This window comes from Allorhizobium pseudoryzae (assembly GCF_011046245.1).
GTDB classification, from domain to species: domain Bacteria; phylum Pseudomonadota; class Alphaproteobacteria; order Rhizobiales; family Rhizobiaceae; genus Neorhizobium; species Neorhizobium pseudoryzae.
Genome location: NZ_CP049241.1, coordinates 1,554,723 through 1,581,708 on the forward strand (window position 1 = coordinate 1,554,723; position 26,986 = coordinate 1,581,708).

Consider the following 26,986-nt stretch of genomic DNA (forward strand, 5'->3'; position numbering starts at 1 on the left):
GCCGGATCAGAGATCGATGATCGTGCCGCGGCCATCGTTCCAGACGCGCATGTCCTGTTTGCGGTCCTGCTGAGCGCCCTTGGACCTGGCGCGCACCGGCACCGGTTTGAGGCGGGGCGACAGAGCCTTCACGGCGGTAAAGACCGCAAGCATGCCGGCAAAGGCAATCGTCAGCGACGCCGTCAGCACAACGAGGGTACCGATGGCGGCGATGCCAATGAGACCGAGGAAGAGCGCACGAATGTTCTGCATGATGTTGAACCTTTCTCTGTGGGAAATGTGGTCCTTTCTCTTGAGTCTTGCAAGGGCCTTTGGCTTCCTGCGCTATTGCGCCTCATCACAAAGCTTGCCAGAAGATCGTGATGCTTGATCACCCGCCCTCCCCCCGGCCGCCGCGCCGGTCGCTTTTGAGCGTGCCCGCCATCAATCAGCGGGCGCTGGAAAAATGCCGGACGCTTGCCTGCGACGGCGTGATCTTCGACCTGGAAGATTCGGTGGCACCGGAAAAGAAGGCGGAAGCGCGGGAAAACCTGCGGCAGCTGCTGGCCGGCGCGCCGCAGCAGAAGCAGGAATCCATCATTCGCATCAATGGTTTGGATAGCCCCTTCTGGCGCGAAGACCTGGATCTGGCGATGGCGCTTGCCCCCGATGCCATGCTCATCCCGAAGGTGGAGCGACCGGACGACCTTAGGGCGGTGCAGAAAGTGCTGGATCAGCACGGAGCCAACACCACGAAAATCTGGGCCATGATGGAGACGGCGCGGGGTGTTCTCGATGTGGCGGCGATTGCCGCAAGCCGCTTTTCCGTCACCCGACTTGACGCATTTGTGATCGGCCTCAACGACCTTCGCAAGGAAACGCGCGTCTTGCCGCGCCCGGGCCGCGGCTTTCTCACGCCCTGGCTGATGCAGGTGGTGCTGGCCGCGCGGGCGTATGACGTGAGCGTCATCGACAGCGTGTTCAACGATTTCCGCAATGCCGACGAATTCGCTCAGGAATGCCGGCAGGGTCGCGAGATGGGCTTTGATGGCAAGATGCTGATCCACCCGGCCCAGATCGAGCCCGCCAATCTTGCCTTCGGCCCGTCACCGGACGAGATCGCCGAGGCAGAAAACATCGTCTCTGCCTTTGCCCGCCCGGAGGCGGCCGACCTGAATGTCATCAACCTCGATGGCCGCATGATCGAGCGACTGCACCTGGAAGAGGCCGAACGGCTTCTCGCTTTGGCAAGATCCCTCAACGACAAAAAGACAGAAAGATCCTGACATGAAAGTCTATCGTTTCCTCACCGGACCCGACGATTCCAGCTTCTGCCACCGGGTGACCGATGCGCTGAACAAAGGCTGGGAACTGCATGGATCCCCCACCCACACCTTCAACGCCGCGGAAAACAAGCTCTATTGCGGTCAGGCCGTGGTGAAGACCGTGCACGGCAAGGATTATGATCCCAGCATGAAGCTGGGCGAGCAGTAAGCGCTCTCCCTCATCGCCTCATCCATGGTGCGGGATTCGGGCATGGATGAGGCTGTCGCTCTCCGATCGCTTGGCGGGCATGTGCGATTTCCACAGAACGATGGCCTTCATGCCATAAAATGGGCCTTCTCCGCGACGAAGCAGGCTCAGATCGTTTTTTCAAGTCCCCGTCACCTCCTCCCTTCGCCACCGCCTTGGCGCGCGGCTTTCCCAAGAGGCAGAACAGCATGGCCGAACCCAGAGCCGCAGAGCGCATCGAATATATCGTTGAAGGAGGCCACCGACTGTCCGGCTCGATCGAGCCCTCCGGCAACAAGAATGCGGCGCTTCCCATCATCGCCGCAGCATTGCTGACCGATCAGCCGGTGGAGCTGCATAACGTTCCCCGCATTCGCGATGTCGAGGCGCTGGTCAGGCTTCTGGCTTCGCTTGGCGCCGAGACCGAATGGACGGGCCACAATGCGCTGCGTATCCATGCGCGCCACATCCAGCCGGCGACCCTCGATCCGGATCTCTGCTCGCGCATCCGCGCCTCCATCCTGCTCGCAGGACCGGTTCTTGCCCGCTGCGGCGAAATCACTCTGCCGCCCCCCGGCGGAGACGTGATCGGACGACGCCGTCTCGACAGCCATTTTCTCGCCCTGCGGCAACTGGGCGCCGAGATTACCCTGGACGGCGATTATGTCTTCAAGGCCAAGGCCTTGACTGGGGCCGACGTGTTTCTCGACGAACCCTCGGTGACGGCGACCGAGAATGCGCTCTGCGCCGCCGTGGCGGCAAGCGGCACCACCATTTTGCGCAACTGCGCCTCCGAGCCGCATGTGCAGGATCTGGCGCATTTCCTCAATGCCATGGGTGCCCGGATCGACGGGATCGGCACCAACTGCATGACGATCGAGGGCGGGCGGCCGCTCGGCAGCGCCACCCACCGCATCGGTCCGGACCATATCGAGGTCGGCTCGCTGATCGGACTTGCGGCGGTCACCGATTCCGATCTGCGCATCACCAATGCCGGCGTCGAACACCTCCGCTCCACCCTGATGGGCTTCGAGCGGCTCGGCATTCACTGCCGGATCGAAGGCGACGACCTGATTGTGCCGTCGGGACAATCGAAGAAGATCGAACCCGATTTCGGCGGCCATGTGCCGAAGATCGAGGACCAGCCCTGGCCGGCCTTTCCCGCCGATACCATGTCGATTGCCATCGTCACCGCCACCCAATGCGAGGGCATGGTGCTGATGTTCGAAAAGATGTTCGAATCGCGGATGTTCTTCGTCGATAAGCTGATCGCCATGGGCGCCCGGATCGTCCTGTGCGATCCGCACCGGGCGGTGATTTCCGGCCCGGCACCGCTGAAGGCTGCACGGCTGGAAAGCCCGGATATCCGCGCCGGCATGGCCATGCTGATTGCCGCCATGGGCGCGGACGGCACCTCGATCATCAACAATGCCCAGCAGATCGAGCGCGGTTACGAGCGGATCAACGAGCGCCTGAATGCGCTGGGCGCCAAAATCCGTCGCATCCCGCCCAGAGCCTGAGGCGGGCCTGAGGCGATCCTCAGCCCGTCCGGTCGGCAGCCTCTTCGGCGCTTTCCTCGATGCGCTCCATGTCGTCATCCGACAGGCCGAAATGGTGGCCGATCTCGTGGATCAGCACATGGGTGATGATATCACCCAGCGTCTCCTCGTTTTCCGCCCAGTAATCGAGGATCGGCCGGCGATAGAGGCGGATTCGGTTCGGCAACTCGCCGGTTTCCACCGTGAACCGTTCCGAAAGGCCCCGCCCTTCGAACAGGCCGAGCAGATCGAAGGGCGTTTCCAGCGCCATGTCCTCGAACACCTCGTCATCGGGAAAATCCTCGATTTCGATGGTGAGGTCATGAGTCAGCGCGCGGAATTCCTCCGGCAGGTTGCCATAGGCCTCGATTGCCAGCGATTCGAAGGCGCTGATGGTCGGGGCATGGCGATCCCGCCAATCATCGGTCTGGTCGACACGGGCCATGTGTGCTCCTTTTTTACAAGCCATATAAGGTTTTCGGGAATTTTTTTCGAGAGCGGATTCAAGCAGCAAGCGGGAAGCGTAAACGAATCTCGCCAAGCCCCCCGTTGACTCTTCCGGCGGCCTCTGGAATCCATAAGAACATAAAGTGAACATTCTGAATGGAGCTGACGCCATGACACGGTCTGTCCTGGCGCAGGAGACGGTTTTTGCCCTGCGCGAAACAATTGCCCGAATGGAAGGCAAGGCTCTGCCGGCGCTGGCAGCCGCCGAGGCGGAGCATGTCGCCGATGGCAAGGGGGAGAGTCCGTCACGACTGCCGATGGCCGTGACGGCCCTGGATGAGGCTCTGGAGGGCGGTCTGCCGCTCGATGCCATCACGGAAATCCGCAGCCTTGGTTTCCGGCACGCGGGCGCGGCCAGTGGTTTTGCCCTGTCGCTGACGGCCCGTCTGCAGCATGCAGGCCCTGAGACCGGCCCGGTGCTGTGGATTTCGGACCGCATGGCGAGGGGGGAGGCGGGCCTGCCCTATGCGCCCGGCCTCAAGGCCTTCGGGCTGGATAGTGCGCGTTTCTACCACGCGCTCCCGCAGCGGCTGGAGGATGCCCTGTGGCTGGCGGAGGCTGCCCTTTCCAGCGGCATTTTTGCGGCTACCCTTTTGGAAGTTCACGGCAATCCGGCACCTTTCGGCCTGACCGAAAGCCGGCGGCTCAGCTTGCGGGCAAAGGCGGCGGGGCGGCCGCTTCTGCTCATCCGGCATGCGGGCGAGGAGGAGGCCTCCAGTGCCCTCTTCCGCTTTCTCGCCGAACCGGCGCCTGCCCTCGAGCGGCGCCTTCCCGATGGTTCGATGCTTGGCGGCAGCATCGGACATCCCGTCTTCCGTCTCACCCTGGAGAAGAGCCGCATCCCGGCTCCCCTCTGCCTCGATCTGGAGTGGAACCCCCATGACCGCCAATTTTTCGCTCTCCCACACGGCCTTGTCTCACGAGGAAGGGCTGTTCCGGCAAGCCAGCCCGCAGCGCATTCTGGCACTCTACTTTCCGCGCCTTTCGATCGACCGGGTGCTCCGGCGTCGATGGGGTCTGTCGTGGCGTTTGAACGGGCGTCCTGACGATCCGCCGGTCATCTATGCCGGCCGGCGCGACAACGGCCTGCGCCTTGTCGCTCTGGAGAAGGAAGCGGAAGCGGCCGGGTTGAAGTGCGGCCAGGGACTGGCGGAGGCACGTGCCATCTGCCCGAACCTCATCGTCATCGAAGAGGACACCTCCGCCGACAGGCGGTTCCTGGAAGCGCTCGGCGACTGGTGCGACCGCTACACCCCGCTGGTGGGACTGGAAGGGGCTGACGGGCTGTTCCTCGACATCACCGGTTGCGCGCATCTCTTCGGCGGCGAGGAGGCCATGCTCAAGGACATCCTCACCCGGCTCAACCAGATGGGCATGGCGGTGCGGGGGGCGATTTCCGCGTCTCCCGGGCTGTCGTCGGCCATTGCCCGTTTTGACGGCGACCGCATCGTCGGAGACGACGAAAGGGAAGCGGTTCTTTCGCCGCTGCCGGTGGCGGCGTTGCGGCTGGACGACAGCACGGTCCAGGCGCTGCACAAGGTGGGCCTCAAGCGGATCGGCGATCTGATGGAGGCGCCGCGGGCACCGCTGGCGCGCCGTTTCGGAACCCGGCTTCTTTTGCGCCTCGACCAGGCGCGCGGCGAGGACGAGGAGGCGATATGCCCCCGCCGGCCCGTCGCGCAACTGTCGGCGGAGCGGCGACTGATGGAACCCGTCGTTGCGGAAGACGACATCCTGGCACTCACCGCGCAGGTGGCCCACGCCCTGCAGCCGGGCCTGGAGGCCCGCGGTGCCGGCGGGCGTGTGTTCGAACTGGTCCTGTTCCGGGTGGATGGCAAGGTCTTCCACCTGAGCGCCGGGACAGCGCGGCCCTTGCGGGATCCGAACCGCATTGCCCGGCTTTTCGCAGAGCGCCTGAAAGCCGTGGGGGACGAGCTCGATGCCGGTTTCGGTTTCGAAATCCTGCGTCTGAACGTCCTGCATCACGAAGCCTTTGACAGTCTGCAGAGCGATTTTGCCGGGAACGATCGTGAGCAGGGATCGCTGGCGGACTTCGTCAACCAGGTTTCAGCCAGGCTCGGCCCGGAGTGTCTGCGGGTCCACCAATTGCGCGAAAGTCATGTTCCGGAGCGCGCCGTCGTTCCGCTTCCGGCTCTGGACCATGTAACATCCCGCAAGCCCCTGCCGGATGCTGCCCCCCTCGCCCATCAATGGGCCCTGCGGGAACGACCACTCAGGCTTTTCGAGCATCCGGAGCCGCTGGAGACCTTTGCCGTGGAAATCCCGGATGGACCGCCGATGCGGTTTCGCTGGCGCCGTCTGACCCATACGGTATTGCGCGCGGAGGGGCCCGAACGGATAGCCGCCGAATGGTGGGTGGATGGCGAGACCGCCCCCACCCGCGATTATTTCCGTCTGGAATCGGTGGAGGGACAGCGTTTCTGGGTCTACCGCCAGGGACTGTTCGATCAGCCCGCCTCTCCCCGCTGGTTCATGCACGGGATTTTCGCATGACCACGCCACCCCGCTTTTTCGAGATCGGCGCGCGCACCAATTTTTCCTTTCTGGAAGGGGCCTCGCATCCGGAAGAAATGGTGCAGGCCGCAGCAGCCTTAGCACGACAGGGCGAACTGGCCGGCATCGGCATTGCCGATCGCAATACCGTGGCCGGCGTGGTGCGCGCCCATGCGCAACTGCGGGACATGCCGGAGGATGTGGGACTGAAGTTTCAGCCCGGTGCCCGACTGATCTTTGCGGACCAGACCCCGGATATCCTCGCCTTTCCCTGCAACCGGATCGGCTGGGGAAAGCTCTGCCGCCTGCTGAGTGCCGGAAACCTGCGCGGCGACAAGGGCCAGTGTACGCTGTTCATCGACGATCTCCTCGAATGGGGCGACGACATGATGCTGGCCGTGCTGCCTCGCCGCCACCTTCTGGACGACGCCGCAGCGGGAGGTGCCTTTGCCGCTCTCCTTCCCCGTTTCAAGGCCCGGTTCGGCAATCGGATCTATCTTGGCCTTTCCGCCGACTATGACGGACGCGATTCCGTCGCCTTTGCGAGTTTCGCCCTCTGGGCAAACAAGGCCCGCCTGCCGCTGATTGCCACCAATGAACCGCTGTATCACCACCCGGACCGGCGACCGCTTTCCGATCTGGTGACTGCCATTCGCACACATGTGACCGTGGAGGAGGCCGGTTTCCGGTTTGCCGCCAATGCCGAACGTTTCCTGAAGCCCGCTTCCCGTATGGCAGGCATCTTCCGCCGGTATCCGGAGGCCATTGCCAATACGGTGCCGTTCTTCGAGCGGCTCGAATTTTCCCTGCGCGAACTTCGCCACAACTATCCGGAGGAAAGGATTTTGGGCGAGACACCGCCTGAAACACTGGAGCGGCTGGCCTATGAGGGCGCTGGCTGGCGCTATCCGGACGGCATTCCTGACAGGGTTCGGGAGCAGATCCGCACGGAGCTCGATCTCATCCGCGAGAAGCAGTACGCGCCGTATTTCCTGACCGTGCGCAACATCATGGAATTTGCCCGCTCGCAAAATATTCTGTGCCAGGGCCGCGGCTCGGCCGCCAATTCCACCGTCTGCTACTGTCTGCGCATCACCGATGTCGATCCGATGACATCCTCGCTGTTGTTTGCCCGGTTTTTATCGACGGAACGCGACGAACCACCGGATATCGACGTGGATTTCGAGCATGAACGGCGCGAGGAGGTGATCCAGTTCATCTATCGCGCCTACGGACGGGAGCATGCGGGCCTGGCCGCCGCCGTCACCAGCTACCGGACACGCTCCTCCGGCCGGGAGGTCGCCAAGGCCTTCGGCCTGTCGGAAGATGTCCAGTCGGCTTTGTCGAGCACCGTCTGGGGATGGTCGACGGACGGACTTTCCGAACGGGAAGCCCAGAATGCCGGGCTCGACACGCAGGATCCCACCACCCGGCGCGTTCTCGATTATGCCAAGCAGCTGATGGATTTTCCCCGCCACCTCACCCAGCATGTCGGCGGCTTCGTGATCACCCGTGACCGGCTGGACGAGGTGGTGCCGATCATGCCGACGGCCATGCCGGGTCGCTCCATGATCGAATGGAACAAGGATGATCTCGATGTCCTCGGCATCCTGAAGGTGGATATCCTGGCACTCGGCATGCTCACCTGTCTTGCCAAGGCCTTCCGGCTGCTGGCCACTCATTACGGGCAGCAGGGGACACTTGCCTCCATCATCGCCGACCAGAAGGAGGCGGTCTATGACATGATCTGCCGGGCCGACACGATCGGCGTGTTTCAGATCGAAAGCCGGGCGCAGATGAGCATGCTACCGCGCCTGCGCCCCCGCGTATTCTACGATCTGGTCATCGAGGTGGCGATCGTCCGGCCAGGACCGATACAGGGGGATATGGTACATCCCTACCTGAAGCGGCGGGAAGAGAATCGGCTTGGCCACCCCATACCCTATCCGAGCGACGAACTGCGTGAGGTTCTGAAGCGCACCCTCGGCGTTCCCCTCTTCCAGGAACAGGCGATGCAGATTGCTATCGTCGCGGCGGAATTTTCGCCGAGCGAAGCCGACCAGTTGCGCCGGGCCATGGCAACCTTCCGGCGAACCGGCACCATCCACCACTTCCGGGAGAAGATGGTCGGCAACATGATCCGCCGCGGCTATGATCCGGACTTCGCCAGACGCTGCTTCAGCCAGATTGAGGGATTTGGCGAGTATGGTTTTCCGGAAAGCCACGCGGCCTCTTTTGCGCTGCTCGTCTATGTCTCCTGCTGGTTCAAGGCTTTCTACCCGGACGTCTTTCTCGCTGCCATTCTGAACGCCCAGCCGATGGGGTTTTATGCCCCGGCCCAGCTTGTGCGCGATGCCCGCGAACATGGCATCGAGGTCCTGCCGGTGGACGTCAACTTTTCCGATTGGGACGCGGCCTTGGAGGAGGGGACGGGATTTCAACCGCGCGGGATGGCCGATCAGCACCGTTCGATGCACGGCGTCATCCGGTCGCGAAAATCCGTTCGCCTCGGTTTGCGCCTGGTCAAAGGTCTATCGGAAGACGATATCCGTCAGAAACTGGTGGCGGCCCGCGGGAGCGGATACCATTCGATCCGCGATCTCTGGCTTCGGTCGGGCCTTCATCGTTCGGTGATCGAGAAGCTGGCGGAAGCGGATGCCTTCCGCTCCATCGGGCTTGATCGGCGGCGGGCACTCTGGGAGGTCAGGGCGCTGGATGCGAAACAGGCAAGCGAAAGCCTGCCGCTTTTCGAACGGGTCGGCCAGGATGATCTGCAGACGGAACCGACAATGATATTGCCCGAAATGCCGCCGGGCGAACAGGTGATCGAGGATTATCGCAGCCTCACTCTGTCGTTGAAGGCACATCCGGTCTCTTTCCTGCGCCCGGCACTTCACGAGCGGGGGTTCGTCACGACGGCGTCTCTTCGAACTGCGCAGAAGAACCGGCGGATCGACGTGGCCGGACTGGTGCTGATCCGCCAGCGCCCCGGCACGGCCAAGGTGATCTTCATGACGCTGGAGGACGAGACCGGCGTGACCAATGCCATCGTGCGCCCCCAGATCTTTGCCAGATACCGATCGATTGTCATGGCCGCCCGGCTGGTGCGCATCCGGGGTCTCCTGCAGCGGGAAAGCGACGTCATCCACGTGATTGCCGATCACATCGAGGATCTGACGCCCATGCTGGGTCTGCTTGAGGAGGAGAGGCAACGTTTCGGTCTGTGTGAGCGCGCAGACGAGGTTGTCAGAGCAAGCATGGATCCGCGGGAACGCCCGAGCCGGCGGAGGACTGCGCTCCCGGGTGAAACGCCGGCAGAAGCCCTATCCGGCACCGGCCGGCCCGAAAGCGTGCAGGTTCTGCCCAAGGGTCGCAATTTCCACTGAATCGGATCCTGGCAGAACGCCCTGCTGCCGCTTTGAAGCGATGCGTTATCCGGCAGACGCGGGATCAACCGCTCCTACGGCCAATGGGAGTCGAGCCCCTGTGCACACGCGGATGTGACCCGATCTTCTGGCTTCACGAGCGGAGAAAGACCGTTTCCGACTCATTTTTCTTGACATACGCCATCCGCTTTATCAAAAAAGAGGACGTCCAACGTCATGTTTGATGGCTAATAAGCATGCTTGTCTGTAGTTGCAATTACATCACCGACCACGAGATCAGAGATGTCATTAACGGCATGCTCGACGACGACTGTTGGCAGTTGATCGTTCCGGCGAAGGTCTATCATGCCATGGAAAAGCGCGGTCGCTGCTGCGGCTGCTTTCCGAACGTGGTCGATCTGATCATCCGCACGACAGAAGAATATCATGCTCGCCGCCACTCGACGGAAGCCGAGCTTGTCGATTATATGTCGCGCCTGAGACAATTCCACGAGGAAAACAGGAGAGCGGACATTGAAAGGCGACAAAAGAGTCATCGAGCGGCTTAACGAAGCCCTTTTTCTCGAACTCGGCGCAGTAAACCAGTATTGGCTACATTACCGTCTTCTTGAGGATTGGGGTTACACCAAGCTCGCCAAGAAGGAACGTGCTGAATCCATCGAAGAGATGCAGCACGCTGACAAGATCATCGCGCGCATCATTTTCCTCGAAGGTCATCCGAACCTGCAGACGCTGGCACCGCTTCGCATCGGCCAGAACGTTCGGGAGGTTCTGGAAGCGGATCTCGCCGGCGAATACGACGCCCGCACCTCCTACAAGGCCTCGCGTGACATCTGTCACGAAGCCGGCGACTACGTCTCGATGAAGCTGTTCGAACAGCTCCTGATCGATGAAGAAGGCCATATCGACTTCCTCGAAACGCAGATCGAGCTTCTGACCAAACTCGGCGAGGAGCGTTACGGCCTCCTGAATGCCGACCCGGCCAACGAAGCCGAATAAGACGAGATACCCATCTTGAGAGGAAGCCGGCTGCCACCTGCAGCCGGCTTCCTGCATTTTGTGGTCACGGCACCAGTAACGCGGACCCGACAAGACGCCCGGCCTCGATATCCGCATGGGCGGCCGCGGCCTCACCGAGGGCATACCGCCTTGACGGGCGGTCCAGAATACCGCGCCGCATGACTGCAAACACCGCCTCCACCGCCGGCCGATAGGCCTCGCGATCCGTCGAAAACGCCATCACGCTCGGGCGCGCCAGCGCATTCGATCGCAGCGCCGACAGCGGAACGGGCGGCGCCACACCGCCCACCTGCCCCACGGACGCCGTCATGCCGAACGGCCGGACACAGGCGATCGATTTTGCCAGCATGGCCCCGCCGATGCCATCGATAGCAAGATGCACGCCCTTGCCATCGGTCAGTTCCTCGACGCTGCGCACCGGATCGACGCCGCGGCCGACGATGACGTGATCGGCGCCATGGGCGCGAGCAAGCTCGGCCTTTTCGTCCGAACTAACCGTCGCGATCACCTCTGCACCCAGCAGCTTTGCCCAGCGCGTGACAACGGACCCCAGACCACCGGCACCGGTATGGACCAGCAACTGCATGCCAGCCGACACCGGATAGAGTTTCTGCAGAAGCATGTAGGACGTCATGCCCCGCAACAGGCTGGAACCCGCCATCTCCGCCGAAAGATCGTCGGGCAGCGGGATCGCACGCCAGGCCGGCAGAATGCGCTGATCGGCATAGGCGCCCACCACGCCGGCATAGGCGACCCGCTGACCGACCGTAAGGCCAGTGACATCCGGCCCGAGAGCCTCGATCACGCCGGCGCCCTCGACGCCGGGGGCGGCAGGAAGGGCGAGGGGATAGACACCCGTTCGATGATAAACATCGACGAAGTTGAGGCCGACCACATCCTGGCGGATCAGCACCTCGCCCGGTCCGGGCGCCGGCACATGGACCTCCCGTCTTTCCAAGACATCGGGCGCGCCAAGCGTTGAAAACTGCATCTGGTAGGGCATCGGAATCTCCTTTCGACGGCAACTATACGGCGTCGAAAGGATGTGCGAAAATTCGCAAATTCTGCCCACCCCATGGGAAAATCCGCACAATGAACTGGGATGATCTTCGCCATCTGGCAAGCTTTGCCGAAGAGGGCAGTCTGCTGGGCGCCGCCCGGCGGCTGAGTGTGGAACATGCCACGGTCGCCCGCCGGATCGAGTCGCTCGAAGCGGCTTTGAACCTGAAGCTGGTGGATCGCCGTGGCCGACGGCTCAGCCTGACGGCGGAGGGAGAGCGGATCGCGGCGATCGCCCGGCGCATGAGCGGCGAGGCGGACGGCATTCCGCGGATCGTCGACACCTCGCTCAGCAGTGTCCATGGCGAGGTGACAATCTCCGTTCCGCCGGCCTTCGGCGCCGCCGTGGTGGCGCCTCATGTGGCAAGACTGACGGCAGAGCATCCGCAGCTGACGATCCGTCTGATGGGAGAGGCTCGCCAGGCCTCCCTCAATCGGCGCGAGGCCGACATCGCGATCCGCCTCAGCCGCCCGGTGGAGGGCGACCTGATGATCGTCAAGCTGATGGAGATATCCTTCCGCGCCTATGCCAGCCCCGATTACCTGGCAAACCACCCGCGTGACCGCTGGCAGTTCATCGGCTCGGACGGGGAAACCGGACGTTCGCCACAACAGGCGGAGCTTCAGCGGCTGGCGGGGGATCAGCGGTTCAGTGCTTGGACCGGCGAGGTGCTGATGCAGCTTGCCCTGGCCAAGAATGGCGGAGGAATCGCCATGCTGCCGGATTTCCTGAAGCCGGAGGACAACAGGCTGGTCCCGGCCTTTCCGGAGCACCCGCCGCTGATGCGGGAGGCCTGGCTGGTGGTTCACAACGATCTGCGTCGCTCACCTGCGGTGCGCGCGGTCATCGACCATCTGAAGAAAACCCTACAGCCGCGGCCACAGGGCACGCCGCCGACCTGAACAGAGGACCGGCCTCAGACCTTCGTCCCGGCAAGGTGGGCAAACTCGGCAACCACCTGTTCATAGGCCGCGCGCTTGAAGGGGACGATGAGTGAAGGCAGCTCCTGCATCGGCTTCCAGGCCCAGGCGTCGAACTCCTGATGCTGCCCGCTGGGCGGGTTTTCGATGTTGATCTCGCTCTCGTCACCTTCGAAACGGAAGGCGAACCAACGCTGCGTCTGGCCGCGATATTTTCCCTTGAGGCCGATGCCGATCAGGTGCTCCGGCAGATCGTAGTTGATCCAGTCCTTCGCCTCGGCCATCAGCGAGACGGTCTTCATGCCGGTCTCCTCGAAGAGTTCGCGGTAGGCCGCGTCCCGCGGGTCCTCGCCTTTGTCGATCCCGCCCTGCGGCATCTGCCAGAGCTGCGGTGAACCATCCGATTCGGAATTGCCTTCGGACAAGCGCCGGCCGACCCAGACCAGTCCGTCGCGGTTCAGCACCATCACGCCGACGCATCGGCGATAGGGAAGGTCCGCAGCATTCGGTTTCGGCTTCTTGGTCACGAAAAACTCCTCATTGTTCGGCCGGTTGGGAGACGAGGCTCGCGACGCCGACGATTTCGATGCCCCGACGCTCCGCCTCCTCGATCCAGTCTGCCACCGCATCCACGGTTTCATCGAAGGCCGAACCCATACCGATCGCCGTTCCCTTGCGCTGGGCGATACGCTCCAGGTCATCGAGCTTCTTCAGGATTTGCGTGCGGTCCAGCTGGCTGTCCACGGTGAGATCACCAAACCCGATCGGGGCGCCGATCGCCTTGCCGATCTTACCCGTCAGCGATTGGGCCGACGAGCCGTCATCCAGGAACAGAAGCCCGCGATCGGCAACATCGCGCATCACGGGTTCCAACGAATCCGCATTCGCCATGTAACGTCCGCCGAGATAGCTGACGATGCCAGTATAATTGGTGATCCGTCCCAGCGCCTCATGCAGCTTCTTGAGGTTTTCCGCTTGCGGCGCATCCACCTTCAAGGTCAGCGGGCCGGGATTGTTTGCCGGGTAATCGAAAGGCTCCATCGGAACCTGCACGAGCAGTTCGTGGCCTTTGCGGCGCGCCTCCTGCATCCAGCGCTGCAGGCTGTTGCCGCTTGCCGCAAAGGCAAGCGTCACGCTGTCCGGCAGTCGCTGGATCGCCCGTTGCGTCCCCGTCTGGCTGAGGCCGAGGCCGCCGATGACGATAGCAATGCGCGTTCCCCGCGCGCCGGACCAGGGCCGGGCATATTGGTCCATTGGGCGAAGGCCATCCGGCCCACGCACCGGAAGCCGGCCATAGGGGGAATCCTCCAGCAGCGCCTCGTTCGGCGTGGCAGCCAGCCGAGGATCCTGGCCAACCCGCTGCGCATCGATGATCAGCGGGCCGTCGCTCTCTCTTTGCTTGGGGGAAAACTTGGTGACGACAGAGCCGTCGCTCATCTGCATGTGCTCGACATTGGCCCCGGCCTGGGCACCGGAGCGGGAGACAGAGGACGAGGGGTCGGCGGTCGCATTGGGCGCGGCCGGTTGCGGCTCCTGTGCCGGCACCGGCGGCACCGCCAGTGTCACCTCCGTGGTGGAGGCCTGCTCCACCTGGCCAGCGCGGATGATGTAGAATGACAGCCCTAAGATGGCGCCGCCACAAAGAAGCGCCAACAGAACACCGGACGAGGGGCGCCGCGGGGGCCGCCCCTTGTTGCGTTTCACCGGTGCGAGAGGCGCGCGAAGATCAGTCCCCAATGGATCGTCCGCTCTTCCAGATCATCAAAAGCCCATCCTGCCGTGTTGGCAGGATGGGCAAAGACACCTTACGGCTTGGTGTTCGCAGCAGCCTTTTCCGGCTGCGGCGGGAAGGACGGATCGCTCTTGCGGCCGTTCAGCAGGTCGAGTGCATAATTCAGCTGCACGTCGTCCTTGGCTTCCGGCGGCACATAGGCGCTGGAGCCCGAACCTTCTTCCGTCTCGCTCTGGCCCTGGATGTGACCCGGCAGGCTCGATTCGCCTTCCGAACGGACCTTGCCCTGCAGCTCTGCCGGCAGCGGCTGCTCGACCTTGATGTCCGGCGAAATGCCGGTGCCCTGGATCGATTTGCCGGACGGCGTGTAGTAGAGCGCGGTCGTCAGGCGCAGAGCGCCCGCTTCGCCAAGCGGGATGATGGTCTGCACCGAGCCCTTGCCGAAGGAACGGGTTCCGACGACGGTCGCCCGCTTCAGATCCTGCAGCGCACCGGCCACGATTTCCGAGGCCGAAGCCGAGCCGCCGTTGACGAGCACGATCACCGGCTTGCCATCCGTCAGGTCGCCCGGGCCGGCATTGAAGCGGCGGGTTTCTTCCGGGTTGCGGCCACGGGTGGAGACCACCTCGCCACGTTCCAGGAAGGCGTCCGATACATTGATCGCCTGGTCGAGCAGACCGCCCGGGTTGAGGCGCAGATCCAGCACATAGCCCTTCAGCTTGTCGGCCGGAACGTCGGCCTTGATCTTCTTGATCGCCTTTTCGAGGTCGTCATAGGTCTTTTCCGTGAAGGAAATGACACGCAGGTAACCGACATCGCCCTGCTCGACGCGCGACTTCACGGCGCGAACGGCAATGATGTCACGCACGACAGTGATATCGATCGGCTTGTCGGCGCCCTTGCGCAGGATGGTGAGCTTGATCGGCGTGTTGACCGCGCCACGCATCTTTTCGACCGCGTCCTCAAGCTTCAGGCCGCGCACCGGCTTGCCGTCGATTTCCGAGATGAAGTCGCCGGCGAGAACGCCCGCGCGGGCGGCCGGCGTGTCATCGATCGGGGTGATGACCTTCACCAGCTCGTTTTCCATCGTCACTTCGATGCCGAGCCCCCCGAACTCCCCCTTCGTCTGGGTGCGCATGTCGGCGGCATCCTTGGCATTCATGTAGCTGGAATGCGGATCAAGCGAGGAGAGCATGCCGTTGATGGCGTTTTCGACCAGCTTCTGCTCATCCGGCGGCGTCACGTACTGCGCGCGCACGCGCTCGAAAACGTCACCGAAGATCGACAGTTCACGATAGGTCGATGAACCGGCCGCCTGGGCAGGCACGCCCGCCGAGTAGACGACGCTCATGGCGGTTGCCCCGAGCAGCGCCCCAACGATGACAAGAGAAGCCCTACGAATCATTTCGTGCCCTTCCAGTTTCTTTTGACGTCCACCACGGTTTCGAATCGACCGGGGTCCCGTCCTTTCTGAATTCAATGTAAAGCGTCGGGCGATCCGTTTCCAGCGCCAAGGCCGTCGCGCTCGCCACTCTTTTCTCACCCATGGCAGCAATCGGTTCGCCTGAAAAGACGAACTTTCCCTGCCGGACATTCACTTTATCCATGCCCGTCAGAACGACATGGTAGCCGTCACCGACATTGAGGATCACCATCTGGCCGTAGCTGCGGAAAGCCCCGGCAAAAACCACCAAACCATCCGCCGGCGCCGTCACCACCGCGTCCGGGCCTGTCGCAAGCGTGACACCGCGCGCCGGATGCCCGGTTCCGTCGGGATCACCCCAGGCCCGCAGCAGATCGCCTGCAGCCGGCAGGCCCAGTTTTCCCTTCAGACTGGAAAACGCATATGCGGGCGCAATACGGTTTTTGTCGGGCACTCCGCTTTCGGCAAGCTCGCGGGCCTTTTCCCGTTCCTCCGCGGTAAGCTGTTGCCGGCGTTCCTCTTCCTCCCTTGCACGTTGCATCGCATCGCGCACGGAGGCAATCTCACTTTCCAGTGACTGGATCAGATTTTCGAGATTGGTGGAGCGGCTTGCCAGCTGTTCGGATCGCTTACGCTCCGCCTGGAGTTCTGCCGTGCTCGCGGCGTTCTGCCGGTCGTTTTCCGCCAGGAGAAGATCCATTCGGCGGTCTTCCTCCAGGCTTGCGGTCATGGCAGCGGATGCCTTTTCCCGCTCGGCCACGAGGTCTCGTTGCGTCTCTCCCAGCGATTTGAGGTCCGCCATCAGCCGGTCGGCCTCGCTGCGCATGCCGGGAACGACGGCACCGAGCAGGATCGCACTGCGCACCGAGGCCAGCGCATCCTCCGGCGAAACGAGCAGGGCCGGCGGCGGGTTGCGCCCCATGCGCTGCAACGCCGCCAGCACTTCGGCAAGAACACCGCGCCGGTCGTGCAGGGATTTGCGGATCCCGTCTTCCTTCAGCTTCAACTGGGCAAGCTTCTTCTCGCTCGTCTGGATCTGCTCTTCCAGCGCCTTGCGGCGGGCAGCCGAGTCGATCAGCGCCTGGCGAAGGCTGGCGCTGCTCTTGTCGAGCTGAGCGATCGACTGCTCGATTGATTTGGCCTTATCGCTGGAAAGGCTTAAGGTCTTTGACAGCTGCTCAAGTTCGGTGCGCGTCTCGTCGCGTTTTCTCTGCAGCGCTTCGACCGGATCGGTTGCGGGATCGGCCGCTGGCGTCTGCACGGTCTCCGAGGCCGGGGGAAGGGTCCCGGTCACCTGGGCGCTCGGCGTGCCAAAGGGCACCGTGCTCATCAGCACAGCCGTCAGCCATGGCCGCCAGTCAACCTTGTGCCTGCTCGTTTTGCGCATTCCGCCCTTGCGATCCGTTCCAGCCGCAGACCCTAAGCTGATTTGCCGGCGAACGCCAGAAACAACGCGGACGGCCATGCCCGTCAGACGCGGTGATAGGGATGGCCGGAGAGAATGGTCACGGCGCGATAGAGCTGTTCGGCAATCAGGATGCGCACCAGCTGGTGCGGCCAGGTCATGGAGCCGAGATTGATCACCGCGTCGGCGCGGTCGTAGAGGGCCGGGTCGAGGCCGTCGGCGCCACCGATCGCGATCATCATGTCGCGTTTGCCCTGGTCCCGGAACTTGCCGACGAGGTTCGCAAAGGCGGGACTGTCGAGGGCTTTACCCCGCTCATCGAGCAGGATCAGAACGGCACCCTCCGGAAGGCTCTTGTCGAGCAGACCGGCTTCCTCGCGTTTGCGCGTCTCCGCCGCCGAAGCGCGGCTTTCGTTGACTTCCGTCACGCGCGACAATTCGAGGCTCACCGCAGGGCCGGCCTTGGCGAAGCGGTCGAGATAACGCGACGCAAGCTCTTTCTCAGGTCCGGCTTTGAGCCGTCCCACGGCAAAAAGGCCAATCCGCATATCTGCCACCGCATGTTCTGTCGCCGCGAAGGTTTTACCGGCTGAGCAAAACGCCCAGCCGCCCATGACGGCCTATGGCACTGCGGTCTCAGGACTGCCTGATCGGGCCGCTAGTGCAGCGTTCCTTCCTCGTCGGGAGCCGCCCACATCTTTTCGATGTTGTAGAACTCCCGCACTTCCGGGCGGAACACATGGATGATGATGTCACGGGTGTCAATCAGCACCCAGTCACCCGTATCGAGACCCTCGACGCGGGCGCTTCCGAACCCTTCGTCCTTCAGATCGGTCAACAGATGTTCCGAGATCGCCGACACATGCCGGTTCGATCGCCCGGAGACCACGACCATGTAGTCGCCCAGCGCAGATTTCCCAGCAATGTTGATGGTGACGATGTCTTCGGCTTTGGAGTCCTCAAGGCTTGCGAGGACCACTTCGAGAGCGCGGGCGGCAGCATCGGCGCCACGTTCCAGGCTCTTCGGGATCACGCTGAGCGCTCTCCCCTTGGCGTGTACTGTTGTCAGAGTTGTTCCTTTCGTCACGAACAGAACAGGCACGACGCGAATCCGATCGTCTGGATTCACCTCATGAAGGTGGCATCGAATGGTTAATCTTTCAAGTGCTCGTCTTTTGCCGGACACCCAGCCGGATCGCCGTCGAACTGAGGCTCGATCGCGGGCCATGGATGAAGGTCCAGGCCGGCGGCGGCCTGAGCCCCAGCGACCGGGCGGCGGTCTCGTCAACACGCGCAAAGGACAGCGCACGGGCGGCCGGCGAGGAGAGAAAGGAGAGGGTGGCACCCGGACGATCGACCACGGCGATCGGCACCAGGTCGGCAATCTCCCGCCACTTCTGCCAGCGGTGGAAGGTCTTCAGGCTGTCGGCGCCCATGATCCAGACGAACCGGACGCCAGGATTGCGCGCCACGACATGCGCGAGCGTATGGGCGGTATAGCTCGTCTCCAGCCGTTCCTCGAAGGCGGTGATCTTGATGCGGGGGTCGCGCGCCAGGTCACGGCTGAGCGCGATCCGCTCGGACAGCGGCAGAAGAGCGGAGCGGCTTTTCAGCGGGTTTCCGGGCGTCACCATCCACCACAACTGGTCGAGCCCCAGCCGTTGCAGGGCGATTTCCGCCACCAGCAGATGGCCGGGATGCGGCGGATTGAACGACCCGCCGAAGAGGCCGACGACCATGCCTCGCTCCACATGCGGCATGGCGAGATACGGTGCCAGGCGTTCCCCCTCCGCCACGGGCATCAGGGCCGCGTCTGGCCGGTGCCGTGCACGCGGTATTTGAACGAGGTCAACTGCTCGACCCCGACAGGCCCGCGCGCATGCATCTTGCCGGTCGAAATGCCGATCTCGCCGCCCATGCCGAACTCCCCGCCATCGGCAAACTGGGTCGAGGCATTGTGCAGGAGGATCGCCGAATCGATTTCGTTGAAGAAACGGGCAACGACGACCGGATCTTCCGCGAGAACCGCCTCCGTGTGGCTGGACGAATAGGTGTTGATGTGGGCGATCGCGCCATCGATGCCGTCGACCAGCCGGACCGAGATGATGGCTTCCAGATATTCGGTCCGCCAGTCTTCCTCCGTTGCGGGAATGAGGCCGGGAACCAGTGCCCGCACCTCGTCCGACGCGCGGATCTCGCAGCCCTTGGCGGCAAGCGCGTCCAGAATCGGCTTCAGATGGGTACCGGCAGCGGCCTCATCGACCAGCAGCGTCTCGGCAGCACCACAAATACCGGTGCGCCGCATCTTGGCGTTGACGACGATGTTGACGGCCATGTCGAGGTCAGCGGACTTGTCGACGTAGATGTGGCAGAGCCCCTCCAGATGCGCAAACACCGGCACGCGCGCCTCCGACTGCACCCGGGCGACGAGGCTTTTGCCGCCGCGCGGCACGATCACATCGACAGCACCATTGAGGCCCGACAGCAGAGCGCCAACTGCGGCCCGGTCGGCCACCGGCACGATCTGGATCGCCTCTTCCGGCAGGCCGGCGTCAGCGAGACCCTTGCACAGGCAGCGATGAATCGCCTGCGATGAGAACAGCGAATCCGAACCACCGCGCAGGATGACGGCATTGCCGGCCTTGAGGCACAGCGCACCGGCGTCGGCCGTGACATTCGGGCGGCTTTCATAGATGACGCCGATCACGCCAAGCGGCGTGCGCACCCGCTCGATCTTCAGCCCATTCGGACGCTCCCAGGCGGCGATCACGTCGCCGACCGGATCAGGCAGGGCGGCAATGGCGCGAAGCCCCTCCGCCATCTCGGCCACACGCTTTTCCGTCAGGGTCAGGCGATCGATGAAGGAGGGCTGCAGCCCCTTGTCCGCCACCGCAGCGAGATCCTTCGCGTTTGCGGCGAGAATATCGGCCGTTGCGGCCTCGATGGCATCCGCCGCGGCATTCAGCGCCGCGTTCTTGGCGTCCGTCGAAGCCGTCGCCAGCAGACGGGCCGCAGCCTTGGCCTTGTCGCCGATGGCCTGCATCATCCGATCGATCTCGGTTGTCGCGACCCTATCCAGCATGAGCGGCATCCTCCTCTTGGACCTCGTCCCTGTCGGCCACAAGCAGGCCGGTGATCACCAGATCATCCCGGTGCACCATGGCGGCGCGTCCGGCATATCCCAGAATGGTTTCGATCTCGCCGGATTTCCGCCCGGCAATCGCCCGCGCCTCATCCGCATCATAGCCCACCAGACCACGGGCGATTTCGCGCCCCTGCGTGCCGATGATGGCGACCGTATCGCCGCGGCTGAACGGGCCGATCACGGCCCGCACGCCGGCCGGCAGCAGGCTCTTGCCCGAGGCGAGAGCCCGTTCGGCCCCGGCATCCACCGTCAGCGTGCCCGCCGGCTGCAACTGCCCGGCAATCCAGGTCTTGCGGGCGGTGACCGGCGTTCCGGAGGGTGCGAACCAGGAAGAGCGCGCGCCCTGCTCGATTGCCTGCAGCGGATGGTTCGTCTTGCCGGATGCGATGATCATGCCGCAGCCGGCACTCGTCGCGATCTTGCCGGCATCGATCTTGGTCCGCATGCCGCCGCGCGACAATTCCGAGGCCGCACCGCCGGCCATGGCCTCGATGTCCGGCGTGATCGACGGGATCGTTTCCAGGAATTTCGCGGCGGGATCGAGATGCGGCGGGGCCGTGTAGAGCCCGTCGATATCCGAGAGCAGCACCAACAGGTCGGCACCGGTCATGGTGGCGACCCGTGCCGCCAGCCGGTCATTGTCGCCGTAGCGGATCTCGGTGGTCGCCACCGTATCGTTCTCGTTGATGATCGGGACGGCGCCGAGCTTCAGCAACTGGTTGATCGTGGCGCGGCCGTTCAAATACCGGCGACGCTCTTCCGTGTCACCCAGCGTCAGCAGGATCTGGCCGGCCACGATACCATCCCGCGACAGGCTTTCCGACCAGGCACGCGCGAGCGCGATCTGCCCGACGGCCGCCGCCGCCTGGCTTTCCTCGAGCTTCAGCGCCCCCGGTGCGAGCCCGAGCACGGTGCGGCCAAGCGCGATCGCCCCGGAGGAGACGACCAGTACCTCGATACTCTGGGCACGCAGTGCCGCGATATCGGCACAGACCGAATGCAGCCAGTCCGATTTCAGCCCCGTCTTGCGGTCCACCAGCAGCGCCGAGCCGATCTTGATGACGATGCGGCGATGCGCGTTCAAAGCCTTGCGGGACATGGATCAGCCCTCATCCTCGGCGTCGAGGTCGTCGCTCGGCACAAAACGGCTGCGGTCGGGCAGGGCCGTCTCTTCGCTCGATTCGACAATCACATCACGCAGCGCGCGCAGGGCTTCGGTGATGCCCATATGCGCTGCCGCCGACAGAAGAAGCGGCGGCTTGCCGCAGGCCTTCTGCAACTCCTTCGCCTTCTTCTTCACCTCGGCTGGCTCGAGCACATCGATCTGCGACAGTGCAACGATCTCCGGCTTGTCTTCGAGACCGCCGCCATAGGCTTCCAGCTCGTGCTTCACCGTCGTGTAGGCCTTGCCGACATGCTCTTCCTGGGCGGAGACGAGATGCAGCAGAACCCGCGTGCGTTCCACATGGCCGAGGAAGCGGTCGCCAATGCCGACGCCTTCATGGGCACCTTCGATCAGGCCCGGAATGTCGGCGAGCACAAATTCGCGCCCATCGATCGTGGCAACGCCGAGGTTGGGATGCAGCGTCGTGAACGGATAGTTGGCGATCTTCGGCCGTGCCCGGGTGACCGTGGCCAGGAAGGTGGATTTGCCGGCATTCGGCAGACCGACGAGCCCGGCATCGGCAATCAGCTTCAGGCGCAGCCAGATGGTTTTTTCGACGCCCGGCAGGCCGGGATTGGCCCAGTCCGGCGCCTGGTTGGTCGAGGTCTTGAAATAGGCATTGCCGAAACCGCCGTTGCCGCCGGCGGCCAGACGGAACCGCTGGCCTTCCTTCGTCAGGTCGCAGATCAGCGTTTCATTGTCTTCCTCGAAGATCTGCGTGCCGACCGGAACCTTCAGCGTTACGGCTGCGCCATTGGCGCCGGTACGATTGCGGCCCATGCCATGAATGCCGGTCCCCGCCTTGAAATGCTGCTGGAAGCGGAAGTCGATCAGCGTGTTGAGGCCGTTCACCGCCTCGACCCACACATCGCCGCCGCGCCCGCCATCACCGCCATCCGGGCCACCGAACTCGATGAACTTCTCGCGGCGGAAGGAGACGGCGCCTGCGCCACCATCTCCGGACCGAATGAATACTCTTGCTTCGTCGAGGAATTTCATGGGTTCTGCCCGTTCGTCATGCGGTTGATCGAGACGATAACCGGATTTTTCTTCAAGGGTTTTCGTTATCGTCGCTTTGCCGCCACGTCAAAGCCTATCGTGGCTCGTGGCCTCTGAGACGCATGTTCACCCGCTCCGGACGGCAGGTTCGGCCATCCGGAGCGGGTGGGAAAGCGTCACGGTCGGCGAAAATTCTCCGCCGTCAGCCGCGTTTCCAGGTGTGGAGCCATGGCATTGCGGGCCAGGCTGAAGAGATCCGAGCATGTGAGGATCTGAAAACCGAGCTTTTCCTGGATGCGGAGCGAGCCGGCATTGTCGGCAAAGGCACCGGAGTGGAGGACCTCCTCCGGCTTGCGCCGGAAGAAACGATCCACCACGGCACCGGCCGCCTCCGTCATCAGGCCCTGGCCCCAGTAAAACCGGTTCAGCCAGTAGCCCAGATGCCATTCACCCCGTTGCAGTTCCACCGAGATGCACCCAAAATGCACGCCATCCCCCTCGGTAATGGCAAAATACCAGTCACCGGTGGCCTGGATGGAGTTCAGCCAGTCGAGCGCATCGCCGCGGCTGTAGGGCACCGGCACGCGCGCCAGCATGCGGGTGACCTGCCAGTCGCTGAGCGAACCGGTGATGGCATCGGCATCGCTCATCTGGTGCGATCTGAGCACCAGCCGCCGGGTTTCGATGATTGGGCAGGGGCCGAGCACGCCCTCCGTGGCACGGGGGCGGTTCATCAGGGAAGCGGTCATCGCATGTCCCCCCAGCTCTTCAGCGACATCCAGGTCTTGCGGTCCAGCCGGAACCACTCGACCGGCACCATGCCGCCGAGTGCCAGAGAGCCGACCATGCCGGAGCCCTGGAACTGGAAACCGCACTTCTGGATGACGCGGCGCGAGGCGATGTTGGTGACCCGGCAGCGCGCGTCGATCTGGTCGATGTCGCGCGTGCGGAACGCCATGTCGATCAGCGCATGCGCCGCTTCCGTGGCATAGCCCTTGTTCCAGTAGGGTTCGCCCAGCCAGTAGCCGATCTCGAGCGTGAGATCGTCATTGGCATGCGGCTCCAGCGCGCAGCAACCGAGGAAGGCGCCGTTATCGGCTCGGGTAATGGCATAGACGCACTTGCCAATCTCGCCGGCTTTCGTACGTCGTACGAAATCGGCGGCGTCTTTTGCCGTGTAGGGATGCGGCATCCGCGACACCATGGTCGCGATATTGGCGTTGTTGGCGAGATGGGAAAGGGCGTCGATGTCTTCTTCGTGGGGGGCGCGCAGAACTAATCTCTGCGACAATAAGACGGGGCAATCGCTCCTTAACCGTTGCGGTCTCAACCGCTCTTCGGGCGACCGGCTCTGGCCGCTCCGTAACATTTCGCCTTGCATGGTTCAGTCCTCCTTTTGGACAAAGAAAAAGGGAAGGTGGGTGGCGCCCCATCTCCCCTGTTTTCTAGACTGAACCTTTTGCGAGTATCAGCCGGGTCGATGAGACGCCGGCTGTTTTAACGCGCTACCGGCTTTTATTCCGCGGCTTCCGCTTTCGGCATCACAGACACGTACACGCGGCCATTGGCCTTGGTACGGTAGTTCACATTGCCGGCGGTGAGCGCAAAAATGGTGTAGTCCTTGCCGAGGCCGACATTGGCGCCCGGATGCCACTGCGTACCGCGCTGGCGCACGATAATGTTGCCGGCAACGACGTTTTCGCCGCCGAACTTCTTCACGCCAAGGCGCTTGGAATTAGAATCGCGACCGTTGCGCGAGGAACCGCCAGCTTTTTTATGTGCCATGGGAGTTCTCCTTTAAATCTCTCGAAAACCTAACGACCGATCAGGCGCTGATGGCGGTGATGCGGACAACCGTGTGATGCTGGCGATGGCCGCGAATCCGCTTGGAATTCTGGCGGCGACGCTTCTTGAAGGACAGAACCTTCTTGCCACGGTTATGCTCGACCACTTCAGCCTTGACGACGGCGCCGGCCACGAAGGGCGCGCCGATCTTGGCATCGGCGCCTTCGCCGATGATCAGGACTTCGTTGAATTCGATGACTTCGCCAGCGGCCACATCGAGCTTCTCGATCGTAACCACATCGTCGGCCGCTACGCGGTACTGCTTACCGCCGGTCTTGATGACTGCGAACATTTTTTATCCTTTCATGTTCGATCCGGCTCTTTCCGCCAAAACGGAAAGCCGTCTTTTTATCAGTCCACGTTTGAGCAGGATTGCAAAAGAAGAACTCTTTTGAACCGGTCTGCCGGTGAAACCGAAGCCCGCTTGGCCCCGGAGGTTCTGGTCGGGACACACGACCCCAGACCTGAACGTGCGGGGGATAATTCAGCCCCTCCCTGCTGTCAAGGAAAAAGACTGGAAAGACTGCGATTTCTCCCTTGCCACCCGCCCCGTTCATCGCTATGTAGCGCACCGCACCGCCATGGTGCCGACCAGATTGACCGGAGAGGTGGCTGAGTGGTCGAAAGCACCGCACTCGAAATGCGGCATACGGGCAACCGTATCGTGGGTTCGAATCCCACCCTCTCCGCCATCATGGACCCTTGGGGTGCAAGGGTTTCTCCATAGCTGCCCCACTGTTCTCGACTTTGAGTTACGCTGCCGAAATTGGCTAGGGCCACGCTTGAGGCGCTATCGTTTCTCGATTTGCTACTCGCCGCGGCAGGGTTGGCTTCCGCCTGCACTGGTCGGCGTAGCACATCGTGTCGGTCTGCAAATTTCCCGGATGACTCGCTTGCTGCCAAACAATCGTCACCTACTCCTCGCCGAAGACAATAGATTTGTCTCGATATCTAGGCAGCTGCCATACTACCGGAAACTCTGAGTCCGATTTCAGCGATTGCAAATACGATCGATACTGCTCGATGGCGTAATCAAAGCACGACAAGAACGTATCGAACTCATTCTTCCAGGCTGAGAGCTCAAGGCAGAAAAGCAGCGTTTGATCAAAGAAATCATGTGCGTTTTCGACAAGATATTTCGTATATGCTGGACTGTTTCCGGAATGAACGATGCTGTTTCTTGTCCTGTATATTCTATGTATCTGCCACTCAACCATTTGTTGGTGGCTGTTGATTTTCTCCATTGTATTGTCCCTGTCTGACATCAAGACGGACAGGTTGTATATCCTGTTTCTAAGTAACTCAAAATTACCACAGCTTTTAAGCAGATACTCAAGTGCTTCAATATTTTCATTTCTGGTTAGTAAGCTGACGAATTTCGATTTTATGTCCGTTTCATCTTGGATTTTTGCCATCGATAAAGCGGTTTTAAAATTTGGCCTACTCCAACGAAGGACATCAAATAAAAGGTTGGATATCAATCTATTCATATATCCAAGCATAATGATTGGAACTGCGTTTTTAACAACGTGCGATATTTTTGACCCGCTTCCGCCTGCTGGGACCAGTGTTTCCAGGCACGTCCATATGTTTACCAGCTGGATATCAGGACTTGATATATTCAAACTCATGCCATGGATGTTGACTGCATTATTAAATTTGTGGGAGTCGTGTCCAACGTCTAAAGAAATCACTTCGGAGAAACGCTTTAATACGCTGGTTGCCTTTGCCTTCCTCATGTCTCTTATAAAATGCATATTATTGTTTGAAGACTGGAGTATTCGTCTTTCTCCTGCGCAGCAATTTTGTTCGACGAGCGCCGACCCGGATATATCGAGAAAAGACTTGTGGCTAAAAACCCTCAGAAAGTTGAATACCTCTTCAATCTTATTTCGAGCTTTTATTACTGCCGAGTTGTAATCTGTTGCTTCTGCAAATGCCATGCATAGGTGGGGATATCCGACGCTTTCTTTAAAACTCATAAGTGCTTCATAGAAGCCCTCCGAAATATCTTCGTCAATTTCTTCATCTAGATCTGCCGGGAGTATTGTGGCGTTTGCGCGCCTTAACGTCTTGGCATCTATAGCTGCGAGCGTTGATGCAACTCCGAATACAACGCAGAATCTGTGTTGGTGCGGGTATACCTGAATACAAAACTGCTTGAACTGGGTGGTGTTTTTTATTTCATTGTCCTTCCAGAAGAAATCTTGAAGGACATTTTGCATGTGCTCTCTAGAAACTTCTCTGGACTGTAGGAACGAGGAAAATTCTCTGGCGAGAAAGTCTAGTTTCGCCTTGTTCTTTCCATCGTTCCCCAGTTCTATGATATTTGATATTATCTCGTGCAGATATGACTGACTATTCAGCTCTGCATAGGCTATTTTGAATCGCCGCTCGACCTCAGTGATAGGTTCTTTCTCGCCCTTATGTGCTGTTAGGGTATCTAGGTTCAGAGATGAGACCGACTTTGCTATAAAGTTACCTTTCAGCCGAAGCCGAATTTCGTCAATTATATGCGACAAAGAGTTCATCGCTTTTTCAAAATTTTGCTCTCCGAGGGTTTGACACTCCCGAATGAGGGTCAATGACTCCAAGAGTAGCCCTTGGACTGACATCGTCGGGGACTTGTAGCTATCAAGGGAGTAGGGGAAGGTGAGCTCTTCGAGTCTCTGGACCAGGAAAAGTAGTCCTTTCGTTTCCTCAAGGTTGGTCCAGTTTGAAGTGTCGCGAAGAAGCATATTCAGATCCCAAATTGACTCACTGCACTAGCCTAATTGCAACCGGTGATGTTTGGGAACCGAAAATTGCATTTGACCTACGACGCCTTCCGTCTTGC

The 26,986-nt window shown here is 61.6% G+C and carries 26 protein-coding genes, 1 tRNA gene and 1 pseudogene; 10 read left to right on the forward strand and 18 right to left on the reverse strand.

The features are described from left to right. Positions 1–6 precede the first annotated feature (6 nt). Complete coding sequence (locus G6N78_RS07560; protein ID WP_165217098.1) at positions 7–252, reverse strand: hypothetical protein; 246 nt, start codon at positions 250–252, stop codon at positions 7–9. A gap of 110 nt (positions 253–362) precedes the next feature. Here G6N78_RS07560 and G6N78_RS07565 point away from each other — a divergent pair, with 110 nt between their 5' ends. From G6N78_RS07565 to murA, 3 genes are all read left to right on the forward strand, one after another. Beyond that, positions 363–1,265: an HpcH/HpaI aldolase/citrate lyase family protein gene (locus tag G6N78_RS07565; protein WP_165217100.1), complete on the forward strand. Its 903-nt coding sequence runs from the start codon at positions 363–365 to the stop codon at positions 1,263–1,265. Position 1,266: 1 nt separating this feature from the next. Further along, positions 1,267–1,473, forward strand: coding sequence for a DUF1737 domain-containing protein (locus G6N78_RS07570; protein WP_165217102.1), 207 nt, complete (start codon positions 1,267–1,269; stop codon positions 1,471–1,473). 227 nt (positions 1,474–1,700) lie between these two features. Next, positions 1,701–3,011: a UDP-N-acetylglucosamine 1-carboxyvinyltransferase gene (gene murA / locus G6N78_RS07575; protein ID WP_165217104.1), complete on the forward strand. Its 1,311-nt coding sequence runs from the start codon at positions 1,701–1,703 to the stop codon at positions 3,009–3,011. 19 nt (positions 3,012–3,030) lie between these two features. Here the strand turns inward: murA and G6N78_RS07580 are convergent, their stop codons facing one another. Beyond that, positions 3,031–3,474: a metallopeptidase family protein gene (locus G6N78_RS07580; RefSeq protein ID WP_165217106.1), complete on the reverse strand. Its 444-nt coding sequence runs from the start codon at positions 3,472–3,474 to the stop codon at positions 3,031–3,033. A 172-nt stretch (positions 3,475–3,646) separates the two neighbouring features. On the opposite strand from G6N78_RS07580, the gene G6N78_RS25770 reads away from it, so the two are divergent. The 5 genes from G6N78_RS25770 to bfr all read left to right on the forward strand — a co-directional run bounded on the left by G6N78_RS25770 (position 3,647) and on the right by bfr (position 10,435). Beyond that, complete coding sequence (locus G6N78_RS25770; protein WP_234905904.1) at positions 3,647–4,582, forward strand: ImuA family protein; 936 nt, start codon at positions 3,647–3,649, stop codon at positions 4,580–4,582. Between the two features lie 40 nt (positions 4,583–4,622). Further along, complete coding sequence (locus G6N78_RS07585; protein ID WP_234905941.1) at positions 4,623–6,050, forward strand: Y-family DNA polymerase; 1,428 nt, start codon at positions 4,623–4,625, stop codon at positions 6,048–6,050. Beyond that, positions 6,047–9,436, forward strand: coding sequence for an error-prone DNA polymerase (locus G6N78_RS07590; RefSeq protein ID WP_165217109.1), 3,390 nt, complete (start codon positions 6,047–6,049; stop codon positions 9,434–9,436). Before G6N78_RS07585 ends, G6N78_RS07590 begins: the two co-directional genes overlap by 4 nt. A 230-nt stretch (positions 9,437–9,666) precedes the next feature. After that, complete coding sequence (locus tag G6N78_RS07595; protein ID WP_234905942.1) at positions 9,667–9,984, forward strand: (2Fe-2S)-binding protein; 318 nt, start codon at positions 9,667–9,669, stop codon at positions 9,982–9,984. Further along, positions 9,950–10,435 carry a bacterioferritin gene (gene bfr / locus G6N78_RS07600; protein ID WP_165217112.1) on the forward strand — a complete coding sequence of 162 codons (486 nt, stop codon included), beginning with the start codon at positions 9,950–9,952 and terminating at the stop codon, positions 10,433–10,435. The genes G6N78_RS07595 and bfr overlap by 35 nt, the downstream gene beginning before the upstream one ends. 64 nt (positions 10,436–10,499) lie before the next feature. Here the strand turns inward: bfr and G6N78_RS07605 are convergent, their stop codons facing one another. Then, positions 10,500–11,459, reverse strand: a complete 960-nt coding sequence (locus G6N78_RS07605; protein WP_234905905.1) for a quinone oxidoreductase family protein — start codon at positions 11,457–11,459, stop codon at positions 10,500–10,502. A gap of 89 nt (positions 11,460–11,548) precedes the next feature. Here G6N78_RS07605 and G6N78_RS07610 point away from each other — a divergent pair, with 89 nt between their 5' ends. Then, positions 11,549–12,418: a LysR family transcriptional regulator gene (locus G6N78_RS07610; RefSeq protein ID WP_165217113.1), complete on the forward strand. Its 870-nt coding sequence runs from the start codon at positions 11,549–11,551 to the stop codon at positions 12,416–12,418. A 14-nt stretch (positions 12,419–12,432) separates the two neighbouring features. On the opposite strand, the gene G6N78_RS07615 is transcribed toward G6N78_RS07610, so the two are convergent. The 14 genes and pseudogenes from G6N78_RS07615 to rplU all read right to left on the reverse strand — a co-directional run bounded on the left by G6N78_RS07615 (position 12,433) and on the right by rplU (position 24,442). Beyond that, positions 12,433–12,903, reverse strand: coding sequence for an RNA pyrophosphohydrolase (locus tag G6N78_RS07615; RefSeq protein WP_234905943.1), 471 nt, complete (start codon positions 12,901–12,903; stop codon positions 12,433–12,435). Positions 12,904–12,973: 70 nt separating this feature from the next. Beyond that, positions 12,974–14,173 carry a divergent polysaccharide deacetylase family protein gene (locus G6N78_RS07620; RefSeq protein WP_206531617.1) on the reverse strand — a complete coding sequence of 400 codons (1,200 nt, stop codon included), beginning with the start codon at positions 14,171–14,173 and terminating at the stop codon, positions 12,974–12,976. Positions 14,174–14,241: 68 nt separating this feature from the next. Beyond that, entirely contained in the window at positions 14,242–15,573 is a 1,332-nt protein-coding gene (locus tag G6N78_RS07625) for a S41 family peptidase (RefSeq protein WP_165217117.1), read from the reverse strand. Further along, positions 15,563–16,978 carry a murein hydrolase activator EnvC family protein gene (locus G6N78_RS07630; RefSeq protein WP_370691495.1) on the reverse strand — a complete coding sequence of 472 codons (1,416 nt, stop codon included), beginning with the start codon at positions 16,976–16,978 and terminating at the stop codon, positions 15,563–15,565. The genes G6N78_RS07625 and G6N78_RS07630 overlap by 11 nt, the downstream gene beginning before the upstream one ends. An 83-nt stretch (positions 16,979–17,061) precedes the next feature. Further along, the gene (gene rlmH / locus G6N78_RS07635; protein ID WP_165217119.1) at positions 17,062–17,544 is read right to left on the reverse strand and encodes a 23S rRNA (pseudouridine(1915)-N(3))-methyltransferase RlmH; all 483 of its coding nucleotides are present in this window, start codon (positions 17,542–17,544) and stop codon (positions 17,062–17,064) included. Positions 17,545–17,654: 110 nt separating this feature from the next. Further along, a complete protein-coding gene (gene rsfS / locus G6N78_RS07640) occupies positions 17,655–18,098 on the reverse strand; it encodes a ribosome silencing factor (RefSeq protein ID WP_234905906.1) in 444 nt (147 codons plus the stop codon). A gap of 58 nt (positions 18,099–18,156) precedes the next feature. After that, positions 18,157–18,823: pseudogene (locus G6N78_RS07645) on the reverse strand (nicotinate-nucleotide adenylyltransferase); the annotation flags it as partial. After that, positions 18,798–20,078, reverse strand: coding sequence for a glutamate-5-semialdehyde dehydrogenase (locus G6N78_RS07650; protein WP_165217126.1), 1,281 nt, complete (start codon positions 20,076–20,078; stop codon positions 18,798–18,800). The gene G6N78_RS07650 and the pseudogene G6N78_RS07645, both read right to left, overlap by 26 nt. After that, positions 20,068–21,240 (reverse strand): glutamate 5-kinase, encoded by a 1,173-nt coding sequence (proB, locus tag G6N78_RS07655; protein ID WP_165217128.1) that lies wholly within the window; start codon positions 21,238–21,240, stop codon positions 20,068–20,070. Before proB ends, G6N78_RS07650 begins: the two co-directional genes overlap by 11 nt. Before the next feature lie 3 nt (positions 21,241–21,243). Continuing rightward, positions 21,244–22,305, reverse strand: coding sequence for a GTPase ObgE (gene obgE / locus G6N78_RS07660; RefSeq protein ID WP_165217129.1), 1,062 nt, complete (start codon positions 22,303–22,305; stop codon positions 21,244–21,246). Positions 22,306–22,481: 176 nt separating this feature from the next. Next, entirely contained in the window at positions 22,482–23,054 is a 573-nt protein-coding gene (locus G6N78_RS07665) for a GNAT family N-acetyltransferase (RefSeq protein ID WP_165217131.1), read from the reverse strand. After that, a complete protein-coding gene (locus G6N78_RS07670; RefSeq protein WP_165217132.1) occupies positions 23,051–23,686 on the reverse strand; it encodes a GNAT family N-acetyltransferase in 636 nt (211 codons plus the stop codon). Before G6N78_RS07670 ends, G6N78_RS07665 begins: the two co-directional genes overlap by 4 nt. A 134-nt stretch (positions 23,687–23,820) precedes the next feature. After that, entirely contained in the window at positions 23,821–24,090 is a 270-nt protein-coding gene (gene rpmA, locus G6N78_RS07675) for a 50S ribosomal protein L27 (RefSeq protein WP_165217134.1), read from the reverse strand. A gap of 40 nt (positions 24,091–24,130) precedes the next feature. Further along, positions 24,131–24,442, reverse strand: a complete 312-nt coding sequence (gene rplU / locus G6N78_RS07680; RefSeq protein WP_165217136.1) for a 50S ribosomal protein L21 — start codon at positions 24,440–24,442, stop codon at positions 24,131–24,133. Positions 24,443–24,752: 310 nt separating this feature from the next. On the opposite strand from rplU, the gene G6N78_RS07685 reads away from it, so the two are divergent. Further along, a tRNA-Ser gene (locus G6N78_RS07685) sits at positions 24,753–24,842 on the forward strand. Between the two features lie 222 nt (positions 24,843–25,064). On the opposite strand, the gene G6N78_RS07690 is transcribed toward G6N78_RS07685, so the two are convergent. Next, complete coding sequence (locus G6N78_RS07690; protein WP_165217138.1) at positions 25,065–26,888, reverse strand: hypothetical protein; 1,824 nt, start codon at positions 26,886–26,888, stop codon at positions 25,065–25,067. Between the last annotated feature and the right edge of the window lie 98 nt (positions 26,889–26,986).

What these genes read in the sequence shown, in the direction of transcription:
- G6N78_RS07625 (WP_165217117.1), bottom strand. Translation starts at nt 15,573, where the DNA reads ATGATTCGTAGGGCTTCTCTTGTCATCGTTGGGGCGCTGCTCGGGGCA.
- G6N78_RS07665 (WP_165217131.1), bottom strand. Translation starts at nt 23,054, where the DNA reads ATGACCGCTTCCCTGATGAACCGCCCCCGTGCCACGGAGGGCGTGCTC.
- rplU (WP_165217136.1), bottom strand. Translation starts at nt 24,442, where the DNA reads ATGTTCGCAGTCATCAAGACCGGCGGTAAGCAGTACCGCGTAGCGGCC.
- rlmH (WP_165217119.1), bottom strand. Translation starts at nt 17,544, where the DNA reads ATGCGGATTGGCCTTTTTGCCGTGGGACGGCTCAAAGCCGGACCTGAG.
- G6N78_RS07590 (WP_165217109.1), top strand. Translation starts at nt 6,047, where the DNA reads ATGACCACGCCACCCCGCTTTTTCGAGATCGGCGCGCGCACCAATTTT.
- G6N78_RS07650 (WP_165217126.1), bottom strand. Translation starts at nt 20,078, where the DNA reads ATGCTGGATAGGGTCGCGACAACCGAGATCGATCGGATGATGCAGGCC.
- G6N78_RS07630 (WP_370691495.1), bottom strand. Translation starts at nt 16,978, where the DNA reads ATGCGCAAAACGAGCAGGCACAAGGTTGACTGGCGGCCATGGCTGACG.
- rpmA (WP_165217134.1), bottom strand. Translation starts at nt 24,090, where the DNA reads ATGGCACATAAAAAAGCTGGCGGTTCCTCGCGCAACGGTCGCGATTCT.
- G6N78_RS07615 (WP_234905943.1), bottom strand. Translation starts at nt 12,903, where the DNA reads ATGGTGCTGAACCGCGACGGACTGGTCTGGGTCGGCCGGCGCTTGTCC.
- G6N78_RS25770 (WP_234905904.1), top strand. Translation starts at nt 3,647, where the DNA reads ATGACACGGTCTGTCCTGGCGCAGGAGACGGTTTTTGCCCTGCGCGAA.
- obgE (WP_165217129.1), bottom strand. Translation starts at nt 22,305, where the DNA reads ATGAAATTCCTCGACGAAGCAAGAGTATTCATTCGGTCCGGAGATGGT.
- proB (WP_165217128.1), bottom strand. Translation starts at nt 21,240, where the DNA reads ATGTCCCGCAAGGCTTTGAACGCGCATCGCCGCATCGTCATCAAGATC.
- G6N78_RS07670 (WP_165217132.1), bottom strand. Translation starts at nt 23,686, where the DNA reads ATGCAAGGCGAAATGTTACGGAGCGGCCAGAGCCGGTCGCCCGAAGAG.
- G6N78_RS07690 (WP_165217138.1), bottom strand. Translation starts at nt 26,888, where the DNA reads ATGCTTCTTCGCGACACTTCAAACTGGACCAACCTTGAGGAAACGAAA.
- G6N78_RS07580 (WP_165217106.1), bottom strand. Translation starts at nt 3,474, where the DNA reads ATGGCCCGTGTCGACCAGACCGATGATTGGCGGGATCGCCATGCCCCG.
- G6N78_RS07610 (WP_165217113.1), top strand. Translation starts at nt 11,549, where the DNA reads ATGAACTGGGATGATCTTCGCCATCTGGCAAGCTTTGCCGAAGAGGGC.
- G6N78_RS07605 (WP_234905905.1), bottom strand. Translation starts at nt 11,459, where the DNA reads ATGCCCTACCAGATGCAGTTTTCAACGCTTGGCGCGCCCGATGTCTTG.
- G6N78_RS07565 (WP_165217100.1), top strand. Translation starts at nt 363, where the DNA reads ATGCTTGATCACCCGCCCTCCCCCCGGCCGCCGCGCCGGTCGCTTTTG.
- G6N78_RS07570 (WP_165217102.1), top strand. Translation starts at nt 1,267, where the DNA reads ATGAAAGTCTATCGTTTCCTCACCGGACCCGACGATTCCAGCTTCTGC.
- G6N78_RS07560 (WP_165217098.1), bottom strand. Translation starts at nt 252, where the DNA reads ATGCAGAACATTCGTGCGCTCTTCCTCGGTCTCATTGGCATCGCCGCC.
- murA (WP_165217104.1), top strand. Translation starts at nt 1,701, where the DNA reads ATGGCCGAACCCAGAGCCGCAGAGCGCATCGAATATATCGTTGAAGGA.